The 19,334-nt window shown below is 65.7% G+C and carries 19 protein-coding genes; 15 read left to right on the forward strand and 4 right to left on the reverse strand.

Annotated features, from left to right (window positions below; genetic code table 11):
• The first annotated feature begins 6 nt into the window (after window positions 1-6).
• From BFF94_RS08125 to BFF94_RS08170, 10 genes are all read left to right on the forward strand, one after another.
• Window positions 7-1,203, forward strand: coding sequence for a 1-deoxy-D-xylulose-5-phosphate reductoisomerase (locus tag BFF94_RS08125; protein ID WP_128848392.1), 1,197 nt, complete (start codon window positions 7-9; stop codon window positions 1,201-1,203).
• 11 nt (window positions 1,204-1,214) lie between these two features.
• Complete coding sequence (gene rseP, locus BFF94_RS08130) at window positions 1,215-2,585, forward strand: RIP metalloprotease RseP (protein WP_128848389.1); 1,371 nt, start codon at window positions 1,215-1,217, stop codon at window positions 2,583-2,585.
• A gap of 61 nt (window positions 2,586-2,646) precedes the next feature.
• Entirely contained in the window at window positions 2,647-4,956 is a 2,310-nt protein-coding gene (bamA, locus tag BFF94_RS08135; RefSeq protein WP_128848387.1) for an outer membrane protein assembly factor BamA, read from the forward strand.
• Between the two features lie 64 nt (window positions 4,957-5,020).
• On the forward strand, window positions 5,021-5,518 hold the full coding sequence (locus BFF94_RS08140) for an OmpH/Skp family outer membrane protein (protein WP_174390159.1): 498 nt from the start codon (window positions 5,021-5,023) through the stop codon (window positions 5,516-5,518).
• Window positions 5,519-5,534: 16 nt separating this feature from the next.
• Window positions 5,535-6,641 (forward strand): UDP-3-O-(3-hydroxymyristoyl)glucosamine N-acyltransferase, encoded by a 1,107-nt coding sequence (lpxD, locus tag BFF94_RS08145; protein WP_128848382.1) that lies wholly within the window; start codon window positions 5,535-5,537, stop codon window positions 6,639-6,641.
• A 129-nt stretch (window positions 6,642-6,770) separates the two neighbouring features.
• Window positions 6,771-7,238, forward strand: coding sequence for a 3-hydroxyacyl-ACP dehydratase FabZ (gene fabZ / locus BFF94_RS08150; protein WP_128848380.1), 468 nt, complete (start codon window positions 6,771-6,773; stop codon window positions 7,236-7,238).
• A 58-nt stretch (window positions 7,239-7,296) separates the two neighbouring features.
• Window positions 7,297-8,085, forward strand: coding sequence for an acyl-ACP--UDP-N-acetylglucosamine O-acyltransferase (gene lpxA, locus BFF94_RS08155; protein WP_128848377.1), 789 nt, complete (start codon window positions 7,297-7,299; stop codon window positions 8,083-8,085).
• 3 nt (window positions 8,086-8,088) lie between these two features.
• Window positions 8,089-9,258 carry a lipid-A-disaccharide synthase gene (lpxB, locus tag BFF94_RS08160; RefSeq protein ID WP_128848375.1) on the forward strand — a complete coding sequence of 390 codons (1,170 nt, stop codon included), beginning with the start codon at window positions 8,089-8,091 and terminating at the stop codon, window positions 9,256-9,258.
• Entirely contained in the window at window positions 9,255-9,899 is a 645-nt protein-coding gene (gene rnhB, locus BFF94_RS08165; protein ID WP_219139198.1) for a ribonuclease HII, read from the forward strand. Before lpxB ends, rnhB begins: the two co-directional genes overlap by 4 nt.
• On the forward strand, window positions 9,896-10,678 hold the full coding sequence (locus BFF94_RS08170) for a TrmH family RNA methyltransferase (RefSeq protein ID WP_128848372.1): 783 nt from the start codon (window positions 9,896-9,898) through the stop codon (window positions 10,676-10,678). The genes rnhB and BFF94_RS08170 overlap by 4 nt, the downstream gene beginning before the upstream one ends.
• Window positions 10,679-10,771: 93 nt before the next feature.
• On the opposite strand, the gene ppsR is transcribed toward BFF94_RS08170, so the two are convergent.
• The gene (gene ppsR / locus BFF94_RS08175; protein ID WP_128848370.1) at window positions 10,772-11,587 is read right to left on the reverse strand and encodes a posphoenolpyruvate synthetase regulatory kinase/phosphorylase PpsR; all 816 of its coding nucleotides are present in this window, start codon (window positions 11,585-11,587) and stop codon (window positions 10,772-10,774) included.
• A 375-nt stretch (window positions 11,588-11,962) separates the two neighbouring features.
• Here ppsR and ppsA point away from each other — a divergent pair, with 375 nt between their 5' ends.
• From ppsA to BFF94_RS08190, 3 genes are all read left to right on the forward strand, one after another.
• A complete protein-coding gene (gene ppsA, locus BFF94_RS08180; protein WP_128848367.1) occupies window positions 11,963-14,362 on the forward strand; it encodes a phosphoenolpyruvate synthase in 2,400 nt (799 codons plus the stop codon).
• Window positions 14,363-14,484: 122 nt separating this feature from the next.
• A complete protein-coding gene (locus BFF94_RS08185; RefSeq protein ID WP_069745078.1) occupies window positions 14,485-14,919 on the forward strand; it encodes an NfeD family protein in 435 nt (144 codons plus the stop codon).
• Between the two features lie 33 nt (window positions 14,920-14,952).
• The gene (locus tag BFF94_RS08190; protein WP_128848364.1) at window positions 14,953-15,888 is read left to right on the forward strand and encodes an SPFH domain-containing protein; all 936 of its coding nucleotides are present in this window, start codon (window positions 14,953-14,955) and stop codon (window positions 15,886-15,888) included.
• Window positions 15,889-16,147: 259 nt separating this feature from the next.
• On the opposite strand, the gene smpB is transcribed toward BFF94_RS08190, so the two are convergent.
• The gene (smpB, locus tag BFF94_RS08195; protein WP_128848360.1) at window positions 16,148-16,594 is read right to left on the reverse strand and encodes an SsrA-binding protein SmpB; all 447 of its coding nucleotides are present in this window, start codon (window positions 16,592-16,594) and stop codon (window positions 16,148-16,150) included.
• 98 nt (window positions 16,595-16,692) lie between these two features.
• On the opposite strand from smpB, the gene BFF94_RS08200 reads away from it, so the two are divergent.
• Window positions 16,693-17,130 (forward strand): type II toxin-antitoxin system RatA family toxin, encoded by a 438-nt coding sequence (locus BFF94_RS08200; protein WP_114177364.1) that lies wholly within the window; start codon window positions 16,693-16,695, stop codon window positions 17,128-17,130.
• A gap of 4 nt (window positions 17,131-17,134) precedes the next feature.
• Window positions 17,135-17,458, forward strand: a complete 324-nt coding sequence (locus BFF94_RS08205; protein ID WP_128848357.1) for an RnfH family protein — start codon at window positions 17,135-17,137, stop codon at window positions 17,456-17,458.
• 63 nt (window positions 17,459-17,521) lie between these two features.
• Here BFF94_RS08205 and BFF94_RS08210 read toward each other — a convergent pair whose 3' ends face one another.
• Both BFF94_RS08210 and BFF94_RS08215 read right to left on the reverse strand, forming a co-directional pair.
• Window positions 17,522-18,505, reverse strand: a complete 984-nt coding sequence (locus BFF94_RS08210; protein ID WP_128848354.1) for a DMT family transporter — start codon at window positions 18,503-18,505, stop codon at window positions 17,522-17,524.
• Between the two features lie 139 nt (window positions 18,506-18,644).
• The gene (locus BFF94_RS08215; RefSeq protein ID WP_128848351.1) at window positions 18,645-19,331 is read right to left on the reverse strand and encodes a Vgb family protein; all 687 of its coding nucleotides are present in this window, start codon (window positions 19,329-19,331) and stop codon (window positions 18,645-18,647) included.
• Window positions 19,332-19,334 lie beyond the last annotated feature (3 nt).

The raw sequence follows: 19,334 nt of genomic DNA on the forward strand, positions 1-19,334 counted from the left end.
TCTGTTATGCAAAAACGTCTGACATTGCTCGGTTCCACGGGCTCGATCGGAGACAGCACGCTCGATGTGGTCGCGCGCCATCCCGAGCGCTTCTCGGTCTACGCGCTGACCGCACACCGCAACGGCGACAAGCTCGTCGAGCAGTGCCTGCGCTTCGCGCCCGAAGTGGCGGTGGTCGGCGATGCCGCGACGGCCGCGCACGTCGACGCGAAACTGCGCGCGGCGGGCAGCAAGACGACCGTGCTGCACGGGCCGCAGGCGCTCGTCGACGTGTCGAAGAGCGACGGCTGCGACACGGTGGTCGCGGCGATCGTCGGTGCGGCCGGCCTGGTGCCGAGCCTCGCGGCCGCGCGCGCGGGCAAGCGGATCCTGCTTGCGAACAAGGAAGCGCTCGTGATGTCGGGCGCGATCTTCATGGACGCCGTGCGCGACCATGGCGCGATCCTGCTGCCGGTCGACAGCGAACACAACGCGATCTTCCAGTGCATGCCGCGCGATGCGGCCGAGCACGGCGGGATCTCGAAGATCATACTGACCGCGTCGGGCGGCCCGTTCCGCACGCGCGAGCCGGCCACGCTCGTCGACGTGACGCCGGACGAGGCGTGCAAGCACCCGAACTGGGTGATGGGCCGCAAGATCTCGGTCGATTCCGCGACGATGATGAACAAGGGTCTCGAGGTGATCGAGGCGCACTGGATCTTCGGGTTGCCGGGCGACCGGATCGATGTGCTGATCCACCCGCAGAGCGTGATTCACTCGCTCGTGTCGTACCGCGACGGCTCGGTGCTCGCGCAGCTGGGCAACCCCGACATGCGCACGCCGATCGCGCACGCGCTCGCGTTCCCCGAGCGTGTCGATGCGGGTGTCGACCAGCTCGACCTTGCGCAGATCGCCCAGTTGTCGTTCGAGCAGCCCGATTACGCGCGCTTCCCGTGCCTCGCGCTCGCGCTGAAGGCGCTCGAGGAAGGCGGCATCGCGAGCGCTGCATTGAACGCGGCGAACGAGATTGCGGTCGAAGCGTTTCTCGAGCGCCGGATCGGCTTCATGGCGATCGCGGCGACGGTCGACGCAGTGCTCAACGCGCTGCCGAACCGTACGCCCGACGGGCTCGACGACGTCCTGGCGGCGGATGCCGAGGCACGCCGCCTCGCCGCCGCGATCATTGCAAAAGCGCCTGCGCCACGCGTCGAGCGTACTGTCTGAATGGGGTGCTCATGAACGTGCTGGTCGAACTGATCGCGTTTGCGGTGGCGATCGGGGTGCTGGTCGTCGTGCATGAGTACGGACATTATCGTGTCGCGCGCTGGTGCGGCGTGAAGGTGTTGCGTTTCTCGATCGGCTTCGGCCAGCCCGTTGCGCGCTGGGTCAGCCGCAGGACGGGCACCGAGTGGACGCTGTCCGCGCTGCCGCTCGGCGGCTACGTGAAGATGCTCGACGAGCGCGATCCGGGCCCCGGCATCAAGCCCGAGGAGCTCGGGCAGGCGTTCAACCGGCAATCGGTCTACAAGCGCATCGCGATCGTCGCAGCCGGGCCGATTGCCAATTTCTTGTTGGCAATCGTGCTGTTTTCCGTCGTATTCGCCAGCGGCGTGACCGAGCCGGCCGCGATCGTCGCACCGCCGCCCGCCGGCACGGTGGCGGCGCGCGCGGGCTTCGACGGCAGCGAGACGATCGTGTCGATCCGCAACGCGCAGGGCGGCGAGTCGGAGCAGGTGCGGTCGTGGTCGGACCTGCGCTGGAAGCTGTTGGCGGCCGCGTTCGATCACCGCGAGATCGTGCTCGGCGCGCGCGACGGCAACGCGACGTTCGATTTCCGCGTCGACCTCCGCAATGTTCCCGAAAGTCAGCTCGACGACGATTTCATGGCCCATCTGGGCTTCGAAGCCGGCGGCGGCACGCTGTCGGTCGCGTCGGTGCAGCCCGGCAGCGCGGCGGAGCAGGCGGGACTGAAGGCCGGCGACAAGCTGGTCGCGCTCGACGGCAAGCCGATCGGCGGTGCGTCACGCTTCATCGATTCGGTGAAGCACCATGGGGGCAAGGCGCTCGACCTGCAGCTCGAGCGCGACGGTGCCGCGCAGACGGTATCGATCGTGCCGCAGATGCAGCGCGACGACGAATCGGGGCAGCAGGTCGGCCGCATCGGCGCGGCGCTGTCGATGCACGCGCCGTCCGTCGACGTGCGCTACGGGCCGATCGAGAGCCTGCAGCTCGGCGTGCACCGCACTTGGGACATCTCCGTGTATTCGCTGCGGATGTTCGGGCGGATGATCACGGGCAACGCGTCGCTGAAGAACCTGTCCGGCCCCGTGACGATTGCCGACTACGCGGGCAAGAGCGCGCGGCTCGGTCCGTCGGCGTTCCTGTCGTTCCTCGCCCTTGTCAGCATTAGCCTTGGCGTCCTGAACTTGTTGCCGATTCCCGTTTTGGACGGGGGGCATCTGTTATATTATGCGGTTGAAGCCGCGACCGGGAAAGCCGTCTCGGAGCGCTGGCAGCTGATTCTGCAAAGAGCCGGGTTGATCTGCATCGTCGCATTGTCGGCGATCGCGTTGTTCAACGACCTGGCTCGGTTAATCCATTTCTGAAGCGTCAGGCGGCCGCCGCTGGGCAGCCGCCCGATTTGATGCAGCTAAATATTGGGGATGCATGTTGTTCAAACCTCATCGCTTTGTACCTAAGACAGTTGCAGCGGCCGCGCTCGCCGCTCACGGCCTCGCGGCGCATGCAGCGGCACCGTTCGTGGTGCAAGACATCAAGATCGAGGGGCTGCAGCGCGTCGAAGCGGGTTCGGTGTTCGCCTATCTGCCGATCAAGCAGGGCGATACCTTCACGGACGACAAGGCATCCGAAGCAATTCGCTCGCTGTACGCGACGGGCTTTTTCAACGACGTGCGCATCGCCACGCAGGGCAACGTCGTGATCGTGCAGGTGCAGGAGCGTCCGGCCATCGCGTCGATCGACTTCACCGGCACGAAGGAATTCGACAAGGACAACCTGACGAAGGCGCTGCGCGCAGTCGGTCTCGCCGACGGCCGCTACTACGACAAGGCGCTCGTCGACAAGGCGGAGCAGGAGCTCAAGCGCCAGTACCTGACGCGCGGCTTCTACGCGGCCGAGGTCAAGACGACGGTCACGCCGGTCGACGCGAACCGCGTGTCGATCCTGTTCGCGGTGGCCGAAGGTCCGAGCGCGAAGATCCGCCAGATCAACTTCATCGGCAACAAGGCGTTCAAGACGAGCACGCTGCGCGACGAGATGCAGCTGTCGACGCCGAACTGGTTCTCCTGGTACACGAAGAACGACCTGTACTCGAAGGAAAAACTGACGGGCGACCTCGAGGCCGTGCGCTCGTACTACCTGAACCGCGGCTACCTCGAGTTCAACATCGAGTCGACCCAGGTGTCGATCTCGCCCGACAAGAAGGACATGTACCTGACGGTCACGCTGCACGAAGGCGAGCCGTACACGGTGTCGGGCATCAAGCTGTCGGGCAACCTGCTTGATCGCGAAGCCGAACTCACCAAGCTGATCAAGATCAAGCCGGGCGACCGTTTCTCGGCCGAGAAGCTGCAGCAGACCACCAAGTCGATCGTCGACAAGCTCGGCGAATACGGCTACGCGTTCGCGGCCGTCAATGCGCAGCCGGACATCGACCAGGCGAACCACAAGGTGAACCTGAACCTCGTCGTCGATCCGAGCCGCCGCGTGTACGTGCGCCGCATCAACGTCGTCGGCAACACGCGCACGCGCGACGAAGTGGTGCGCCGCGAAATGCGCCAGCTCGAAAGCTCGTGGTTCGATTCGAACCGCCTCGCGCTGTCGAAGGATCGCGTGAATCGTCTCGGCTACTTCACCAACGTCGACGTGACGACGGTGCCGGTCGAGGGCACGAACGACCAGGTCGACGTGAACGTGAAGGTCGACGAAAAGCCGACCGGCGCGATCACGCTGGGCGCCGGTTTCTCGTCGACGGACAAGGTCGTGCTGTCGGCCGGCGTGTCGCAGGACAACGTGTTCGGTTCGGGCACGAGCCTGTCGGTGAACGTCAACACCGCGAAGAGCTACCGCACGCTGACCGTCACGCAGGTCGACCCGTACTTCACGGTCGACGGCATCAAGCGGATCACGGACGTCTACTACCGCACCTACCAGCCGCTCTATTATTCGACGAGCTCGAGCTTCCGGATCATCAGCGCGGGCGGCAACCTGAAGTTCGGCATTCCGTTCTCGGAAGTCGACACCGTCTACTTCGGCGCGGGCTTCGAGCAGAACCGCCTCGACGTCGATTCGAACACGCCGCAGAGCTACCAGGATTACGTGAACCAGTTCGGCCGCGTGTCGAACACGGTGCCGTTGACCATCGCGTGGTCGCGCGATGCGCGTGACAGCGCGCTGATTCCGAGCCGCGGCTACTTCACGCAGGCGAACATGGAGTACGGCGTACCGGTCGGCAAGATCCAGTACTACAAGGCCGACTTGCAGGCCCAGTACTACTATTCGTTCTCGCGCGGCTTCATCCTGGGCATGAACCTGCAGGGCGGCTACGGTAACGGCATCGGCAACCCGTACCCGATCTTCAAGAACTACTACGCGGGCGGTATCGGCTCCGTGCGTGGCTACGAGCCGAGCTCGCTGGGCCCGCGCGACACGAAGACGAACGACCCGATCGGCGGTTCGAAGATGCTCGTCGGCAACATCGAACTGACGTTCCCGCTGCCGGGCACGGGCTACGACCGCACGCTGCGCGTGTTCACGTTCCTCGACGGCGGTAACGTGTGGGGCAACGCGCCGGGCGGTACGAGTACGGGCGCCAACGGCCTGCGTTACGGCTACGGCGTGGGTCTCGCGTGGATCTCGCCGATCGGCCCGCTGAAGCTGAGCCTCGGCTTCCCGCTGCAGAAGCACGAAGGCGACCAGTACCAGAAATTCCAGTTCCAGATCGGGACGGCGTTCTGACCGAACGCATGACAACAGCAACGAGAGGGTAATTTTGCTAACCGGTAAGTTTTCGAAACGAGTGATGTGCGCGCTGACCGTTGCGCTGGCCTTGGGCGCGGCGACGGTGCACGCACAGGACGTCGCCCGCATCGCGGCGGTCAATTCGGATCGGATCCTGCGCGAGTCGGTGCCCGCGAAGGCGGCGCAGACGAAGCTCGAAGCCGAGTTCGCGAAGCGTGACAAGGATCTGCAGGATCTGGCGGCACGCCTGAAGTCGATGTCCGATTCGCTGGACAAGAGCGGCACGTCGCTGTCGGCGGCCGACCGCGCGCAGAAGCAGCGCGATCTCGCCCAGCTCGATACCGACTTCCAGCGCAAGCAGCGCGAGTTCCGCGAAGACCTCAACCAGCGTCGCAACGAGGAACTGGCAGCCGTGCTCGAGAGGGCGAACAAGGTCATCAAGCAGATCGCCGAGCAGCAGAATTACGACCTGATCGTGCAGGAAGCCGTGTACGTCAGCCCGCGCATCGACATCACCGACAAGGTGCTCAAGGCGCTCGCGTCCGGCTCGACGAACTGAACGGAGCAGACGACGAATGGCATTGACGCTTGAGGAACTCGTAAAGCGGTTCGGCGGCGAGATCGCCGGTGACGCACAGTGCAAGGTGAGCGGGCTCGCGCCGCTCGACCAGGCCGGCCCTCAGCAGCTCGCGTTCCTCGCGAATCCGAAGTACCTGTCGCAGGTCGAGTCGACCCGCGCGGGCGCGGTGCTGATCACACCGAAGGATCTGGAAAAGCTGGGCGCGGCCGCTAGCGGCCGGGCGGCTGACCCCCAGGCGACCCCCCGCAATTTCATCGTGACGCCGAATCCGTACGCGTACTTCGCGCGCGTCGCGCAGATGTTCATCGATCTGGCCGCGCCGCCGCGCGCCGCCGGCGTGCATCCGAGCGCGGCGATCGATCCGGCCGCGAAGGTCGCCGCGAGCGCGGTGATCGGCCCGCACGCAACGGTCGAGGCCGGCGCGGTGATCGAAGACGGCGTGCAGCTCGATGCGGGCGTATTCGTCGGCCGCGGCACGACGATCGGCGCGGGCTCGCACGTTTATCCGAACGCATCGGTGTACCACGGCTGCAAGGTCGGCCCGCGCGCGATCATCCATTCGGGCGCGGTGATCGGCTCCGACGGCTTCGGCTTCGCGCCGGATTTCGTCGGCGACGGCGACGCGCGTACCGGAAGCTGGGTCAAGATCCCGCAGGTCGGCGGCGTATCGATCGGCCCGGACGTCGAGATCGGCGCGAACACGACGATCGATCGCGGCGCGATGGCGGATACCGTCATCGAGGAATGCGTGAAGATCGACAACCAGGTCCAGATCGGCCACAACTGCCGGATCGGCGCCTATACGGTGATCGCCGGCAGCGCGGGCATCGCGGGCAGCACGACGATCGGCCGCCACTGCATGATCGGCGGCGCGGCCGGGATCGCCGGCCACGTGACGCTCGGCGACTATGTCATCATCACCGCGAAGTCGGGTGTATCGAAGTCGCTGCCGAAGGCCGGCATCTATACCAGCGCGTTCCCTGCCGTCGACCACGGCGAATGGAACAAGAGCGCCGCGCTCGTGCGCAACCTCGACAAGCTGCGCGACCGCATCAAGGCGCTTGAAGCCGTGCTCGCCGCCCAGGGCGGCACGGACGCCTGAGCACACCATGCGAGACCACGAACCGGGCACGGCCAGCGCAACCGGCCCGGTTTGCCAGACTGGGCCGCGCGGCGGCCCGCTTCAGCCTTTGCATCACCACCGCGCAGCCTCTGCGTGAGACGAACCATCATGAGCACTGAAAAAATCAATCTCGACATCCACAAGATCCTCACGCTGCTGCCGCATCGCTACCCGATTCTGCTCGTCGATCGCGTGCTCGAACTCGAGCCGCACAAAGGGATCAAAGCGCTGAAGAACGTGTCGATCAACGAGCCGTTTTTCCAGGGGCATTTCCCGAAGCGGCCGGTGATGCCGGGTGTGCTGATCCTCGAGGCGCTCGCGCAGGCCGCGGCGCTGCTGACCTTCTCGGAAGAGCAGCCGAAGGATCCGGAGAACACGCTGTACTACTTCGTCGGGATCGACCGCGCGCGCTTCAAGCGCCCGGTCGAGCCGGGCGACCAACTGATTCTGAACGTGACGTTCGAACGCTACATCCGCGGTATCTGGAAGTTCAAGGCGGTGGCGGAAGTGGACGGCAAGGTGGCGGCGGAAGCTGAACTGATGTGCACGGTCAAGACGACCGACGCGGCGCCCTGAGCGACGCGGCACGCATGGGCAACGCAACGCGACACATCATATCGAGAGGCAACGGCGCATGACCAGGATTCATCCCACCGCGATTGTCGAGCCGGGCGCGCAGATCGACGAATCGGTCGAGATCGGCCCGTACGCGATTGTCGGTCCGCACGTCACGATCGGCGCGCGCACGACGATCGGCTCGCACAGCGTGATCGAAGGCCATACGACGCTCGGCGAGGACAACCGCATCGGCCATTACGCGTCGGTCGGCGGCCGTCCGCAGGACATGAAGTACAAGGACGAGCCGACGAAGCTCGTGATCGGTAATCGCAACACGATCCGCGAATTCACGACGATCCACACGGGCACCGTGCAGGATGTCGGCGTGACGACGCTCGGCGACGACAACTGGATCATGGCCTACGTGCACATCGGCCATGACTGCAGCGTCGGCAGCCACGTGATCCTGTCGAGCAACGCGCAGATGGCCGGCCACGTCGAGATCGGCGATTGGGCGATCGTCGGCGGGATGTCGGGCGTTCACCAGTTCGTGCGCATCGGCGCGCACTCGATGCTGGGCGGCGCGTCGGCGCTCGTGCAGGACATTCCGCCGTTCGTGATCGCGGCAGGCAACAAGGCCGAGCCGCACGGGATCAACGTCGAAGGGCTGCGCCGGCGCGGCTTCTCGGCCGACGCGATCTCGGCGCTGCGCAGCGCGTACCGCCTGTTGTACAAGAACGGCCTGTCGCTCGAGGAGGCGAAAGTGCAGTTGCGCGAGCTGGCGGAGGCGGGCGGCGAGGGCGACGCGCCCGTGAAGGCGCTCGTCGAGTTCATCGACGCGTCCCAGCGCGGCATCGTCCGCTAAGCGATGTCGCTTTCGACCAATCAGCTCCGGCTCGCGATGGTGGCCGGCGAGCCGTCGGGCGACTTGCTCGCGGCGTCGCTGCTCGGCGGGCTGCGCGAGCGGCTGCCCGAATCGACGCAGTACTACGGGATCGGCGGCCAGCGGATGATCGCGCACGGCTTCGACTCGCACTGGCAGATGGACAAGCTGACCGTGCGCGGCTATGTCGAGGCGCTGGGCCAGATTCCCGAGATCCTGCGGATTCGCGGCGAGCTGAAGCGCCAGTTGCTCGCCGAGCGGCCGGACGCGTTCATCGGCATCGACGCGCCCGACTTCAACTTCAATGTCGAGCAGGCCGCGCGCGACGCGGGCATCCCGTCGATCCACTTCGTGTGCCCGTCGATCTGGGCATGGCGCGGCGGCCGGATCAAGAAGGTCGCCAAGTCCGTCGATCACATGCTGTGCCTGTTCCCGTTCGAGCCGGCGATTCTCGACAAGGCAGGCGTCGCATCGACCTACGTCGGCCATCCGCTCGCCGACGAGATTCCGCTCGAGCCCGACACGCACGGGGCGCGAATCGCGCTGGGACTGCCGGCTGACGGCCCCGTGATTGCGGTGCTGCCGGGCAGCCGGCGCTCGGAAATCGCGCTGATCGGACCGACGTTCTTCGCAGCGATGGCGCTGATGCAGCAGCGCGAACCCGGCGTGCGGTTCGTGATGCCGGCGGCGACGCCCGCGCTGCGCGAGTTGCTGCAGCCGCTCGTCGATGCGCATCCGCAGCTCGCGCTGACGATCACCGACGGCCGCTCGCAGGTCGCGATGACGGCCGCCGACGCGATCCTCGTGAAGAGCGGCACGGTCACGCTGGAAGCCGCGCTGCTGAAAAAGCCGATGGTGATCTCGTACAAGGTGCCCTGGCTGACCGGGCAGATCATGCGCCGGCAGGGCTACCTGCCGTATGTCGGCTTGCCGAACATCCTGGCGGGACGTTTCGTCGTGCCCGAACTGCTGCAGCATTTCGCGACGCCCGAGGCGCTCGCCGATGCGACGCTCACGCAGTTGCGCGACGACGCGAACCGCCGCACGCTCACTGAAGTGTTCACTGAAATGCATCTTTCGCTGCGGCAGGACACGGCCGCGAAGGCGGCCGAAGCGGTCGTGCGCGTGCTCGAACAACGCAAGGGGCGCGCATGACGGCAGTACGCGCACCGCGCCGCCGCGCGTCGAGCGACGTGCAGGGCGGCTTCGACTTCAGCCGCCCCGACGAGATCGTCTGCGGCGTCGACGAAGCGGGCCGCGGCCCGCTCGCGGGGCCGGTGGTGGCCGCCGCGGTGATCCTCGATCCGGCGCAGCCGATCGACGGGCTCGACGATTCGAAGGCGCTGTCCGCGAAGAAGCGCGACGCACTGTACGACCTGATCGTCGCGCGTTCGCGCGCGTATTGCGTCGCGTCGGCAACGGTCGACGAAATCGATACGCTGAACATCCTGCACGCGACGATGCTCGCGATGAAGCGGGCCGTCGAGGGCCTGTCGGTCCTGCCGACGCTCGCGCAGATCGACGGCAACCGCTGCCCGACGCTGACGGTGCGCGCCGAGGCGATCGTCAGTGGCGACGCGCTCGTACCGAGCATCTCGGCCGCGTCGATCCTCGCGAAGGTCACGCGCGATCGCATGCTGGTCGACCTGCACGAACGCTTCCCGGTGTACGGCTTCAACGTGCATGCGGGCTACGGCACCGCGAAACACCTTGCCGCACTGCGCGAGCACGGCCCGTGCGAAGTGCATCGACGCTCGTTCGCACCCGTTCGCGCGGCACTTGACCTGATTCGATGAAAAGCATTACTTCTCGCGACAACCCGTTGTACAAGCGCCTGAAGGCGCTCGCGGGTTCGACGCCCCATCAGCGTCGCAGCGGCCAGGCGCTGCTCGAAGGATTCCATCTCGCGAGCGCGTACCTCGATACCGGCGCGACGCCCGAGCTGTGCGTGGCGACCGAGGGCGCGCTCGGCCACGCCGAGGCCCTGGCGATCGTCGCACGCATCGATGCGCAGCGTGTCGTCACGCTGCCCGACGCGCTGTTCGGACAGTTGTCGAGCGTCGTCAGCGGCGTCGGTTTCCTGCTGCTCGTCGACCGGCCGGTGCAGCCGCTGCCGACGCGCGTGACGCACACGTCGGTCGTGCTCGACGGCGTGCAGGACGCCGGCAACGTCGGCTCGATCCTGCGCAGCGCGGCGGCCGCGGGTGTGCGCCACGTGTTCTGTGCGCCGGGGACGGCTTACGCATGGTCGTCGAAGGTGCTGCGCTCGGGAATGGGCGCGCATTTCCTGCTGTCGATCCACGAGGACGTTGAAGCCGGCGCGCTCGCCGAACGCCTCGATGTGCCGGTCGCGCTGACCGACTCGCACGGCGCGCAGGCGATCTACGATTGCGACCTGTCGGGGCCCGTTGCATGGGTGTTCGGCAACGAGGGCGCGGGCGTGTCGGCGTACTGGCGCGATGCGGCCACGCATCGCGTGACGATTCCTCAGCCGGGCGGGATGGAGTCGCTGAATGTCGCGGCCGCCGCCGCGGTATGTCTGTTCGAGCAGGTGCGGCAGCAGCGGCCCGCATGACGTCGCACGCGCATTCCGCACAACGAAAAAAGGCCGCGTTCGACGCGGCCTTTTTGTTTCCGGCGGCCACGCGGCCGCCCAGTGCGCAGGTGTTCAGTACGACTGCCGGTCGAGACGGATTTCCTGCAGGATCGTCGTCGCGATTTCCTCGATCGACTTGTGCGTCGACGACAGCCACTTGATCCCTTCGCGGCGCATCATCGCCTCGGCCTCGTTGATCTCGTAGCGGCAGTTCTCGGGCGCCGCGTACTTGCTGCCCGGACGCCGCTCGTTGCGGATCTCCGACAGGCGCTGCGGGTCGATCGACAGGCCGAACAGCTTCTCGCGGTGCGCGGCGAGCGCCGACGGCAGCTTGCCGCGTTCGAAATCCTCCGGGATCAGCGGATAGTTCGCGGCCTTCACGCCGTACTGCATCGCGAGATACAGGCTCGTCGGCGTCTTGCCGCTGCGCGACACGCCGACGAGGATCACGTCGGCTTCCGACAGGTTGCGGTTCGACTGGCCGTCGTCGTGCGCGAGCGAGAAGTTGATCGCCTCGATCCGCGTCTTGTATTCCTCGGTGTCCGCGTTCTGGTGGCCGCGGCCCATCGCATGGCTCGACTTGAGCTCCAGCTCCTGCTCGAGCGGTTCGACGAAGCGCTGGAACATGTCGAGCACGAGCGCGTTCGAGCGCTTGACGATGTCGTTCGACTCGCTGTCGACGAGCGTCGTGAACACGATCGCGCGGCGCCCGTCGTGTACGGCGGCCTCGTTGATCTTCTCGACGGTCGCGTAGGCCTTGTCGGGCGAGTCGACGAACGGCACGCGCACGAGACGGAATTTCTGGTCGAACTGGGAGAGGATCGAGTGCGCGAAGGTCTCGGCAGTGATCCCGGTGCCGTCGGAGACGATGAATACGGTAGGCAGCATGAATCTGGATGTCGAACGTGAAAGGCGGTTGCGCGGGCGGCTGGAGGTTCGCCTCCAGACGCAGTGACAAGGTCGCGCCACATCCGGCAGCCGGCACGGTAGAATAGCGGCAACCTGTTGGATAAGCAATTGCGGGGGCAGGGCGCGAACGGCGCCCCCGGCTTGGCCGCTCGATTCCAAAATTCCCGGCAAGTTTGGCGATTTGTCTGCAAATTTCGCCTTCGGCCGGGATTTTTGCAAATCGGGTCGGAAGATTTTTCGCCACTGCGATTGTTTATCTAACAGGTTGCGCAAGACGCGCCGCGCCTTTTTGCAGGCGCCCGCGTCCAAGCCCACTTGCGCGATCGAGCATTTTCTTCACACTTAGGGGCTTGTATGACTAACGCAGCAAACGTCGCAAAGGACCAGGCGTATGTAATTCCGTTCGAGCAGTTGCGGATGACCGATGTGGAAATCGTGGGCGGCAAGAATGCGTCGCTCGGCGAGATGATCAGCCAGCTTTCCGAAGCAGGCGTTCGCGTACCCACCGGTTTCGCCACGACCGCGCTCGCGTTCCGTGATTTCCTCACGCACAACGACCTTACCGATCGCATCGCCAAGCGTCTCGAGTCGCTCGACATCGACGACGTGAAGGCGCTCGCCGAAGCCGGTGCCGAAATCCGCAAGTGGATCGTCGACGCACCGATGCAGGCGCGCCTCGAGCAGGAAATCCGCGCGCAGTTCGAAGTCCTGAAGAACGGCTCGCCGGCTGAACTGTCGTTCGCCGTGCGCTCGTCCGCGACCGCGGAAGACCTGCCCGACGCATCGTTCGCCGGCCAGCAGGAGTCGTACCTGAACGTCGTCGGCATCGAAGACGTGCTCGACCGCATGAAGCACGTGTTCGCGTCGCTGTATAACGACCGCGCGATCTCGTACCGCGTGCACAAGGGCTTCACGCACGCCGAGGTCGCCCTGTCGGCCGGCGTGCAGCGCATGGTCCGCTCGGACGTCGGCGCGGCCGGCGTGATGTTCACGATCGACACCGAATCGGGCTTCAAGGACGCCGTGTTCATCACGTCGAGCTACGGCCTGGGCGAAACCGTCGTGCAGGGCGCGGTGAACCCGGACGAGTTCTATGTGTTCAAGACGACGCTCGCACAGGACAAGTACCCGATCATCCGCCGCTCGATCGGCTCGAAGCTGATCAAGATGGAATTCACGCAACCGGGCGAGCCGGGCCGCGTGAAGACGGTCGACGTGCCGCACGAACAGCGCAACCGCTACTCGATCACCGACGAGGACGTGATCGAGCTGGCGAAGTACGCGGTCATCATCGAGAAGCACTACCAGCGTCCGATGGACATCGAGTGGGGCAAGGACGGCCGCGACGGCAAGATCTTCATCCTGCAGGCACGCCCGGAAACGGTGAAAAGCCAGGCGACCGGCAAGGCCGAGCAGCGCTTCAAGCTGAAGGGCCAGTCGCAGGTGCTGGCGACGGGCCGTGCGATCGGCCAGAAGATCGGCGCGGGCCCCGTGCGCGTGATCCAGGATCCGTCGGAAATGGAACGCGTGCAGCCGGGCGACGTGCTGGTGGCCGACATGACCGACCCGAACTGGGAGCCGGTGATGAAGCGCGCGGCCGCGATCGTCACGAACCGTGGCGGCCGGACCTGCCACGCGGCGATCATCGCGCGTGAGCTCGGCGTGCCGGCGGTCGTCGGCTGCGGCGACGCAACCGACGTGCTGAAGGACGGCGCGCTCGTCACCGTGTCGTGCGCTGAAGGCGACGAAGGCAAGATCTACGACGGGCTGCTCGAGACGGAAGTCACGGAAGTGCTGCGCGGCGAACTGCCGGAAATCCCGGTCAAGATCATGATGAACGTCGGCAACCCGCAGCTCGCGTTCGACTTCTCGCAACTGCCGAACGGCGGCGTGGGTCTCGCGCGTCTCGAGTTCATCATCAACAACAACATCGGCGTTCACCCGAAGGCGATTCTCGAGTACCCGAACATCGACCAGGACCTGAAGAAGGCGGTCGAGAGCGTTGCGCGCGGCCACGCGTCGCCGCGTCAGTTCTACGTCGACAAGCTGACGGAAGGCGTCGCGACGATCGCTGCGGCGTTCTATCCGAAGCCCGTGATCGTGCGTCTGTCCGACTTCAAGTCGAACGAGTACAAGAAGCTGATCGGCGGTTCGCGTTACGAGCCGGACGAGGAAAACCCGATGCTGGGCTTCCGCGGCGCGTCGCGCTACATCGCCGAAGACTTCGCACAGGCGTTCGAGATGGAGTGCCGTGCACTGAAGCGCGTGCGCGACGAGATGGGCCTGACCAACGTCGAGATCATGGTGCCGTTCGTGCGTACCGTGAAGCAGGCGGAGCGCGTCGTCGGCCTGCTCGACAAGTTCGGCCTGAAGCGCGGCGAAAACGGCCTGCGCCTCGTGATGATGTGCGAAGTCCCGACCAATGCGATCCTTGCCGAAGAGTTCCTGGAGCACTTCGACGGTTTCTCGATCGGCTCGAACGACCTCACGCAGCTCACGCTCGGCCTCGACCGCGACTCGGGTATGGAACTGCTGGCTGCCGACTTCGACGAGCGCGACCCGGCCGTCAAGTTCCTGCTGAAGCGCGCGATCGACACCTGCCGCAAGATGGGCAAGTACGTCGGCATCTGCGGCCAGGGCCCGTCCGATCACCCGGACTTCGCGCAATGGCTGACCGACGAAGGCATCGTGTCGATCTCGCTGAACCCCGACACGATCATCGCAACGTGGCAAGCGCTGGCCAACCGGAAGTAACGGTCGGTCATGTGCCTTCGGCGAAAGGGCGGCGCGTCCGCGCTTTCGTTGAAGGCAAAATGCAAGGTTCATGATATAAACACCCCGGTAACACCGGGGTGTTTTCGTTTGCAGGAGACCACATGATGTCGGGGCATCTGTTCTGGTGGGTCGCGGTGGGCGTGCTGGTCGTGGCCGAGTTGCTGACGGGCACGTTCTATCTGCTGATGATCGCGCTCGGCTTTCTCGCCGGCGGACTGCTGCAGCTGGCCGGTTTCGCGCCGCACGTGCAGTTCGGTGCGGCCGCCGCGGTCGCAATCGTCGCGATGATCGTGCTGCGCCGCTCGGGGCTCGGGCGCAAGCAGAAACGCGACACGTCGACGAATCCCGACGTCAATCTCGATATCGGCTCGACCGTCACGGTCGACGCGTGGCGTGACGGCCGCGCGCGCGTGCAGTATCGTGGTGCCGACTGGGACGTCGAACTCGCGAACGGCGAGCGCGACGATGCGCGCGTGTATCAGGTGAGCGCCGTGCGCGGCAACTGTCTCGTGGTCGTGGCGAAACCCGCGGGCTGATCGTCTGCTGATATAACAAGGAGGGAATATTTCATGGATTCGCTGATCATCTGGGTTGTCCTGCTCGTCATCGCGATCGTGATCGTGTCGAAGACGGTGAAGATCGTGCCGCAGCAGCATGCGTGGGTGCTCGAGCGCTTCGGGCGCTATCACGCGACGCTGTCTCCGGGTCTCAATATCGTGCTGCCGTTCGTCGATCGCATCGCATACCGGCACGTGCTGAAGGAAATTCCGCTCGACGTGCCGAGCCAGATCTGCATCACGCGCGACAACACGCAGCTTCAGGTCGACGGCGTACTGTATTTCCAGGTGATGGACCCGATGAAGGCGTCGTACGGGTCGAGCAACTTCGTGTTCGCGATCACGCAGCTGTCGCAAACGATGCTGCGCTCGGTGATCGGCAAGCTCGAGCTCGACAAGACCTTCGAGGAGCGCGACTTCATCAACCACAGCATCGTGTCGGCGCTTGACGAGGCCGCCGCGAACTGGGGCGTGAAGGTGCTGCGTTACGAGATCAAGGACCTGACGCCGCCGAAGGAAATCCTGCACGCGATGCAGGCACAGATCACCGCGGAGCGCGAAAAGCGCGCGCTGATCGCGGCATCCGAGGGCCGCAAGCAGGAACAGATCAACCTCGCGTCGGGTGCGCGCGAAGCGGCGATCCAGAAGTCCGAAGGCGAGCGGCAGGCCGCGATCAACCAGGCGCAGGGCGAGGCCGCCGCGATTCTGGCCGTAGCCGAGGCGAACGCGCAGGCGATCCAGAAGATCGCGAACGCGATGCAGTCGCAGGGCGGGATGGATGCGGTGAACCTGAAGGTCGCCGAGCAGTATGTCGGCGCGTTCGCGAATCTCGCGAAGCAGGGCAACACGCTGATCGTGCCGTCGAACCTGTCGGATCTCGGCAGTGCGATCGCATCGGCGATGTCGATCGTCAAACGCGCGTCGCCGGCCGCGGGCGGGAAGGGCTGAGCCGGAATTGCCCGATGCGCGGGCGGTTGCCGCGTGCGGTCGGCGTGCGGCGCATGGTCGCATGGTCGCGCAGTCGGGCCGGTTCGGGTGAAGCTTGCGGGATGCCGCTGGCGCGTATCTTCAGCCGAAGCAAGCGGCGTTGCGCGTGGAATCCAGCCGGCAGGCTGCGCCGGTCGACCGGTATCGACGATTCATGGAGTTCAAGACGACACGGCCCGCTTCGAGCGGGCCGTGTCGTTTGCGATGCGCGTCGCGCGCGTCAGGTGCCGGCGCGCATGATGCGTGCCTTTTCGCGTTCCCAGTCGCGCTTCTTCTCGGTTTCGCGCTTGTCGTGCAGCTTCTTGCCCTTCGCGAGCGCGATGTCGCACTTTACGCGGCCGCCCTTGTAGTGGAAGTTCAGCGGCACGAGCGTGTAGCCGCGCTGCTCGACCTTGCCGATCAGTTTCTTGATTTCGTCGCGGTGCAGCAGCAGCTTGCGCGTGCGAACCGGGTCGGGCGTGATGTGCGTCGAGGCCTCGGGCAGCGGGCTGATATGGGTGCCGATCAGGAAGATCTCGTCGTGCTTGATCACGACGTAACCTTCCCTGATCTGGCCGCGCCCGGCGCGCAGCGCCTTGACTTCCCAGCCCTCTAGCACGAGCCCCGCCTCGTAGCGTTCCTCGATGTGATAATCGAAGTGCGCTTTCCTGTTGTCGATGATGCTCATGAAAGGATCGGGCCAACTCGTTTAAAATCACGATTTTAGCAAAGCAGGGCGGGAATCGCCCGGCTTGCGTTCCCACCTTGAGCGATGCCGCGCGATTTATGGCAGATGTCCAGAAAACCGTATTGATCCGTCATTCGGCGGAACAGATGTTCGACCTTGTCACCGACGTGGCCGACTACCCCAATTTCCTGCCCTGGTGTGGCGGCGTCGAAATTCGCCGTCAGGACGAGAGCGGGATGGAAGCGCGTATCGACATCAACTTCAAGGGCATCAAGCAGCATTTCGCGACGCGTAACACGCAGCAGCGCCCGACGCGGATCGACATGGAGTTCACGGACGGCCCGTTCAAGAAGTTCACGGGCACCTGGCGCTTCACGGCACTGCGTGCGGATGCGTGCAAGATCGAATTCGCGCTGCACTACGAGTTTTCGAGCATCCTGCTCGAGAAGATCATCGGGCCCGTATTCAGCCATATCGCGAACACGTTCGTCGATTCGTTCGTGAAGCGCGCGGACCAGCGCTACGGGAAGGGGTGACGCGATGCTGTCGATCGAAGTCTGTTACGCGCTGCCGGACCGCCAGACGCTGATTCCGCTGTCGCTGCCCGAAGGGGCGACCGTTCGCTCGGCGATCGACGCGAGCGGCGTGCTCGCGCTGCACCCGGAAATCGACCTCGCGCACGCGAAGACGGGCGTGCACGGCAAGGTCGCGCCGCTCGACGCGCCGCTCGCCGACCACGACCGTGTCGAGATTTACCGCCCGTTGATCGTCGATCCGAAGCTCGCGCGCCAGCGGCGCGTCGACAAGTCGCGCCGCGATGGCTCTGTCGAGGGCCGCAAGTGGATGCACAAGGACGCGCGCTGACGTACGCGGTTTCGCGCGTCCCGTCCCGATCTTCCCGATTTGTCTGATTTAACGCCGCGGCGCTCAGTGGGCCGCGACGTTCGCGTTTGCCGTTGCGCTGCCCGGCGTATCGCCGCCGGCGGGTGTGTCGCCGTGCTGTCGCACCGAGCCGTACACGCCTGCGAGCAGCAGCACGAGCGCGGCGATCTCGAGCGCGTGCGGCATCCGCTGGTCGTACACGAACGCGTAAAGCATCGCGAATACGGTTTCGAACACGATCAGCTGGCCCGACAGCGTAAGCGGCAGCCGCTTCGACGCGGCATTCCACAGCCCGTTGCCGAGCCACGACGCGCCGATCGCGAGCCCGAGGTTCAGCAGCCAGAACAACTGCCAGCGCGCCGCCGGTACGCCCGCCTGCATCGTGCCGGCCGGCAGCGCGAGGATCGCGATCCAGCAGAGGCCGCCGATCAGGCCCGTCACGACGCCCCACAGTACCGACCACTCGTTGCCGCCGAAATGATGATGGCGCTGCAGGTAGCGCGCGTTTGCGACCGCATACCAGGTCCAGCTCGCGAGCGCGCCCGCCGCGCAGGCAATGCCGGCGAGCTTTTGGCCGAGCGTCGTCGTGTGCGCGGCCTCGGACGTGAACAGGTCGACGTTGATGCAGACGATGCCCGCGATCACCAGCGCGAGCGGGGCGGCGAGCCGCCGCAGCGGTACGGCGCCGTGGTCGCCGAGGCCCGCGAGCGTGACGGTGACGGGCAGCACGCCGACGATCAGTGAGCTGGGTGCGATGCCGATCAGGTGCACGGCGCCGGACAGCAGCATGTAGTACGCGACGTTGCCGACGACGGCGAGCTTCACGAGCGCGACAAGATCGTCGCGGGTCAGCCGCGCGAGCAGCGAGCGGGCGGCCGGCAGCGCGGCCGCGAGCGAGACGAGACCGTACATCGCGTAGCGGCCGGCGCTCAGCAGCACGGGCGAGAAGTCGGTCAGCAATCGCGGAACGAGAAATACCATGCCCCACAGGGCACCCGCCAGGACACCATAGACCACACCGCGCTGCATCGACCGCTCCAAACAAATGACTGACGAGCGCGCATCTTAACGACGCCGTCCCGGCGTCGTCTTGTTCATTCCTGCACTCGGCGCAGGCAGGGCGGGCTTCGGCGCGCGGCACGCGCGAGCGGTCGCGACAGGCGGCGGATCAGCCGTCCGCCGGATCGGGCGTTGCCCCCGCGCTGTCGCCCCACGCACGCGTACGCACGGGACGACGCACGACGCGCAGCTTGCCGCTGTTGCCGCCGCCGCAGTAGAAGCGGTCGTGGCCGTCGGATTCGAGCCCCGATACGCCGACGCCGGGCGGCATGTCGACCTGCTCGAGCACCTGGCCCGTGCGCGGATCGATGCGCCGCAGGTCGCTCTGGTCGGCTTCCCAGGTGCCGTGCCACAGCTCCCCGTCGACCCACGTCACGCCGGTGACGAAGCGGTTCGATTCGATCGTGCGCAGCACGGCGCCCGATTGCGGATCCACCTGATGAATCTTGCGTTCGCGGTACTGGCCGACCCACAGCGTGCCTTCGGCCCATGCGAGCCCGGAGTCGGCGCCGCCGCCGGGGGCCGGGATCGTCGCGAGCACGCGGCCCGATTCCGGATCGATCTTCTCGATGCGATCGTCGACGATCTGGAACAGGTGGCGTCCGTCGAACGCCGTGCCCGCATGGGCGGAGATGTCGAGCGAGCGGACGGTCGTGCCGCGTTCCGGATCGAGCGCATTCAGCTTGTCGCCGGACGCGTACCACACGTGCTGCCCGTCGAACGTGACGCCGTGCACGCCGTCGACGCCCGGAAACGGGCCGTATTCGCGAATGATGTCTGCACTGGAGCGTTTCATGTT

The sequence above is a fragment of the Burkholderia catarinensis genome (assembly GCF_001883705.2).
Classification (GTDB): domain Bacteria; phylum Pseudomonadota; class Gammaproteobacteria; order Burkholderiales; family Burkholderiaceae; genus Burkholderia; species Burkholderia catarinensis.

Bases quoted from the DNA above. Each gene is read 5' to 3' on its own strand.
- BFF94_RS08125 (WP_128848392.1), top strand. From the start codon at position 7: ATGCAAAAACGTCTGACATTGCTCGGTTCCACGGGCTCGATCGGAGAC.
- rseP (WP_128848389.1), top strand. From the start codon at position 1,215: ATGAACGTGCTGGTCGAACTGATCGCGTTTGCGGTGGCGATCGGGGTG.
- bamA (WP_128848387.1), top strand. From the start codon at position 2,647: ATGTTGTTCAAACCTCATCGCTTTGTACCTAAGACAGTTGCAGCGGCC.
- BFF94_RS08140 (WP_174390159.1), top strand. From the start codon at position 5,021: ATGTGCGCGCTGACCGTTGCGCTGGCCTTGGGCGCGGCGACGGTGCAC.
- lpxD (WP_128848382.1), top strand. From the start codon at position 5,535: ATGGCATTGACGCTTGAGGAACTCGTAAAGCGGTTCGGCGGCGAGATC.
- fabZ (WP_128848380.1), top strand. From the start codon at position 6,771: ATGAGCACTGAAAAAATCAATCTCGACATCCACAAGATCCTCACGCTG.
- lpxA (WP_128848377.1), top strand. From the start codon at position 7,297: ATGACCAGGATTCATCCCACCGCGATTGTCGAGCCGGGCGCGCAGATC.
- lpxB (WP_128848375.1), top strand. From the start codon at position 8,089: ATGTCGCTTTCGACCAATCAGCTCCGGCTCGCGATGGTGGCCGGCGAG.
- rnhB (WP_219139198.1), top strand. From the start codon at position 9,255: ATGACGGCAGTACGCGCACCGCGCCGCCGCGCGTCGAGCGACGTGCAG.
- BFF94_RS08170 (WP_128848372.1), top strand. From the start codon at position 9,896: ATGAAAAGCATTACTTCTCGCGACAACCCGTTGTACAAGCGCCTGAAG.
- ppsR (WP_128848370.1), bottom strand. From the start codon at position 11,587: ATGCTGCCTACCGTATTCATCGTCTCCGACGGCACCGGGATCACTGCC.
- ppsA (WP_128848367.1), top strand. From the start codon at position 11,963: ATGACTAACGCAGCAAACGTCGCAAAGGACCAGGCGTATGTAATTCCG.
- BFF94_RS08185 (WP_069745078.1), top strand. From the start codon at position 14,485: ATGATGTCGGGGCATCTGTTCTGGTGGGTCGCGGTGGGCGTGCTGGTC.
- BFF94_RS08190 (WP_128848364.1), top strand. From the start codon at position 14,953: ATGGATTCGCTGATCATCTGGGTTGTCCTGCTCGTCATCGCGATCGTG.
- smpB (WP_128848360.1), bottom strand. From the start codon at position 16,594: ATGAGCATCATCGACAACAGGAAAGCGCACTTCGATTATCACATCGAG.
- BFF94_RS08200 (WP_114177364.1), top strand. From the start codon at position 16,693: ATGGCAGATGTCCAGAAAACCGTATTGATCCGTCATTCGGCGGAACAG.
- BFF94_RS08205 (WP_128848357.1), top strand. From the start codon at position 17,135: ATGCTGTCGATCGAAGTCTGTTACGCGCTGCCGGACCGCCAGACGCTG.
- BFF94_RS08210 (WP_128848354.1), bottom strand. From the start codon at position 18,505: ATGCAGCGCGGTGTGGTCTATGGTGTCCTGGCGGGTGCCCTGTGGGGC.
- BFF94_RS08215 (WP_128848351.1), bottom strand. From the start codon at position 19,331: ATGAAACGCTCCAGTGCAGACATCATTCGCGAATACGGCCCGTTTCCG.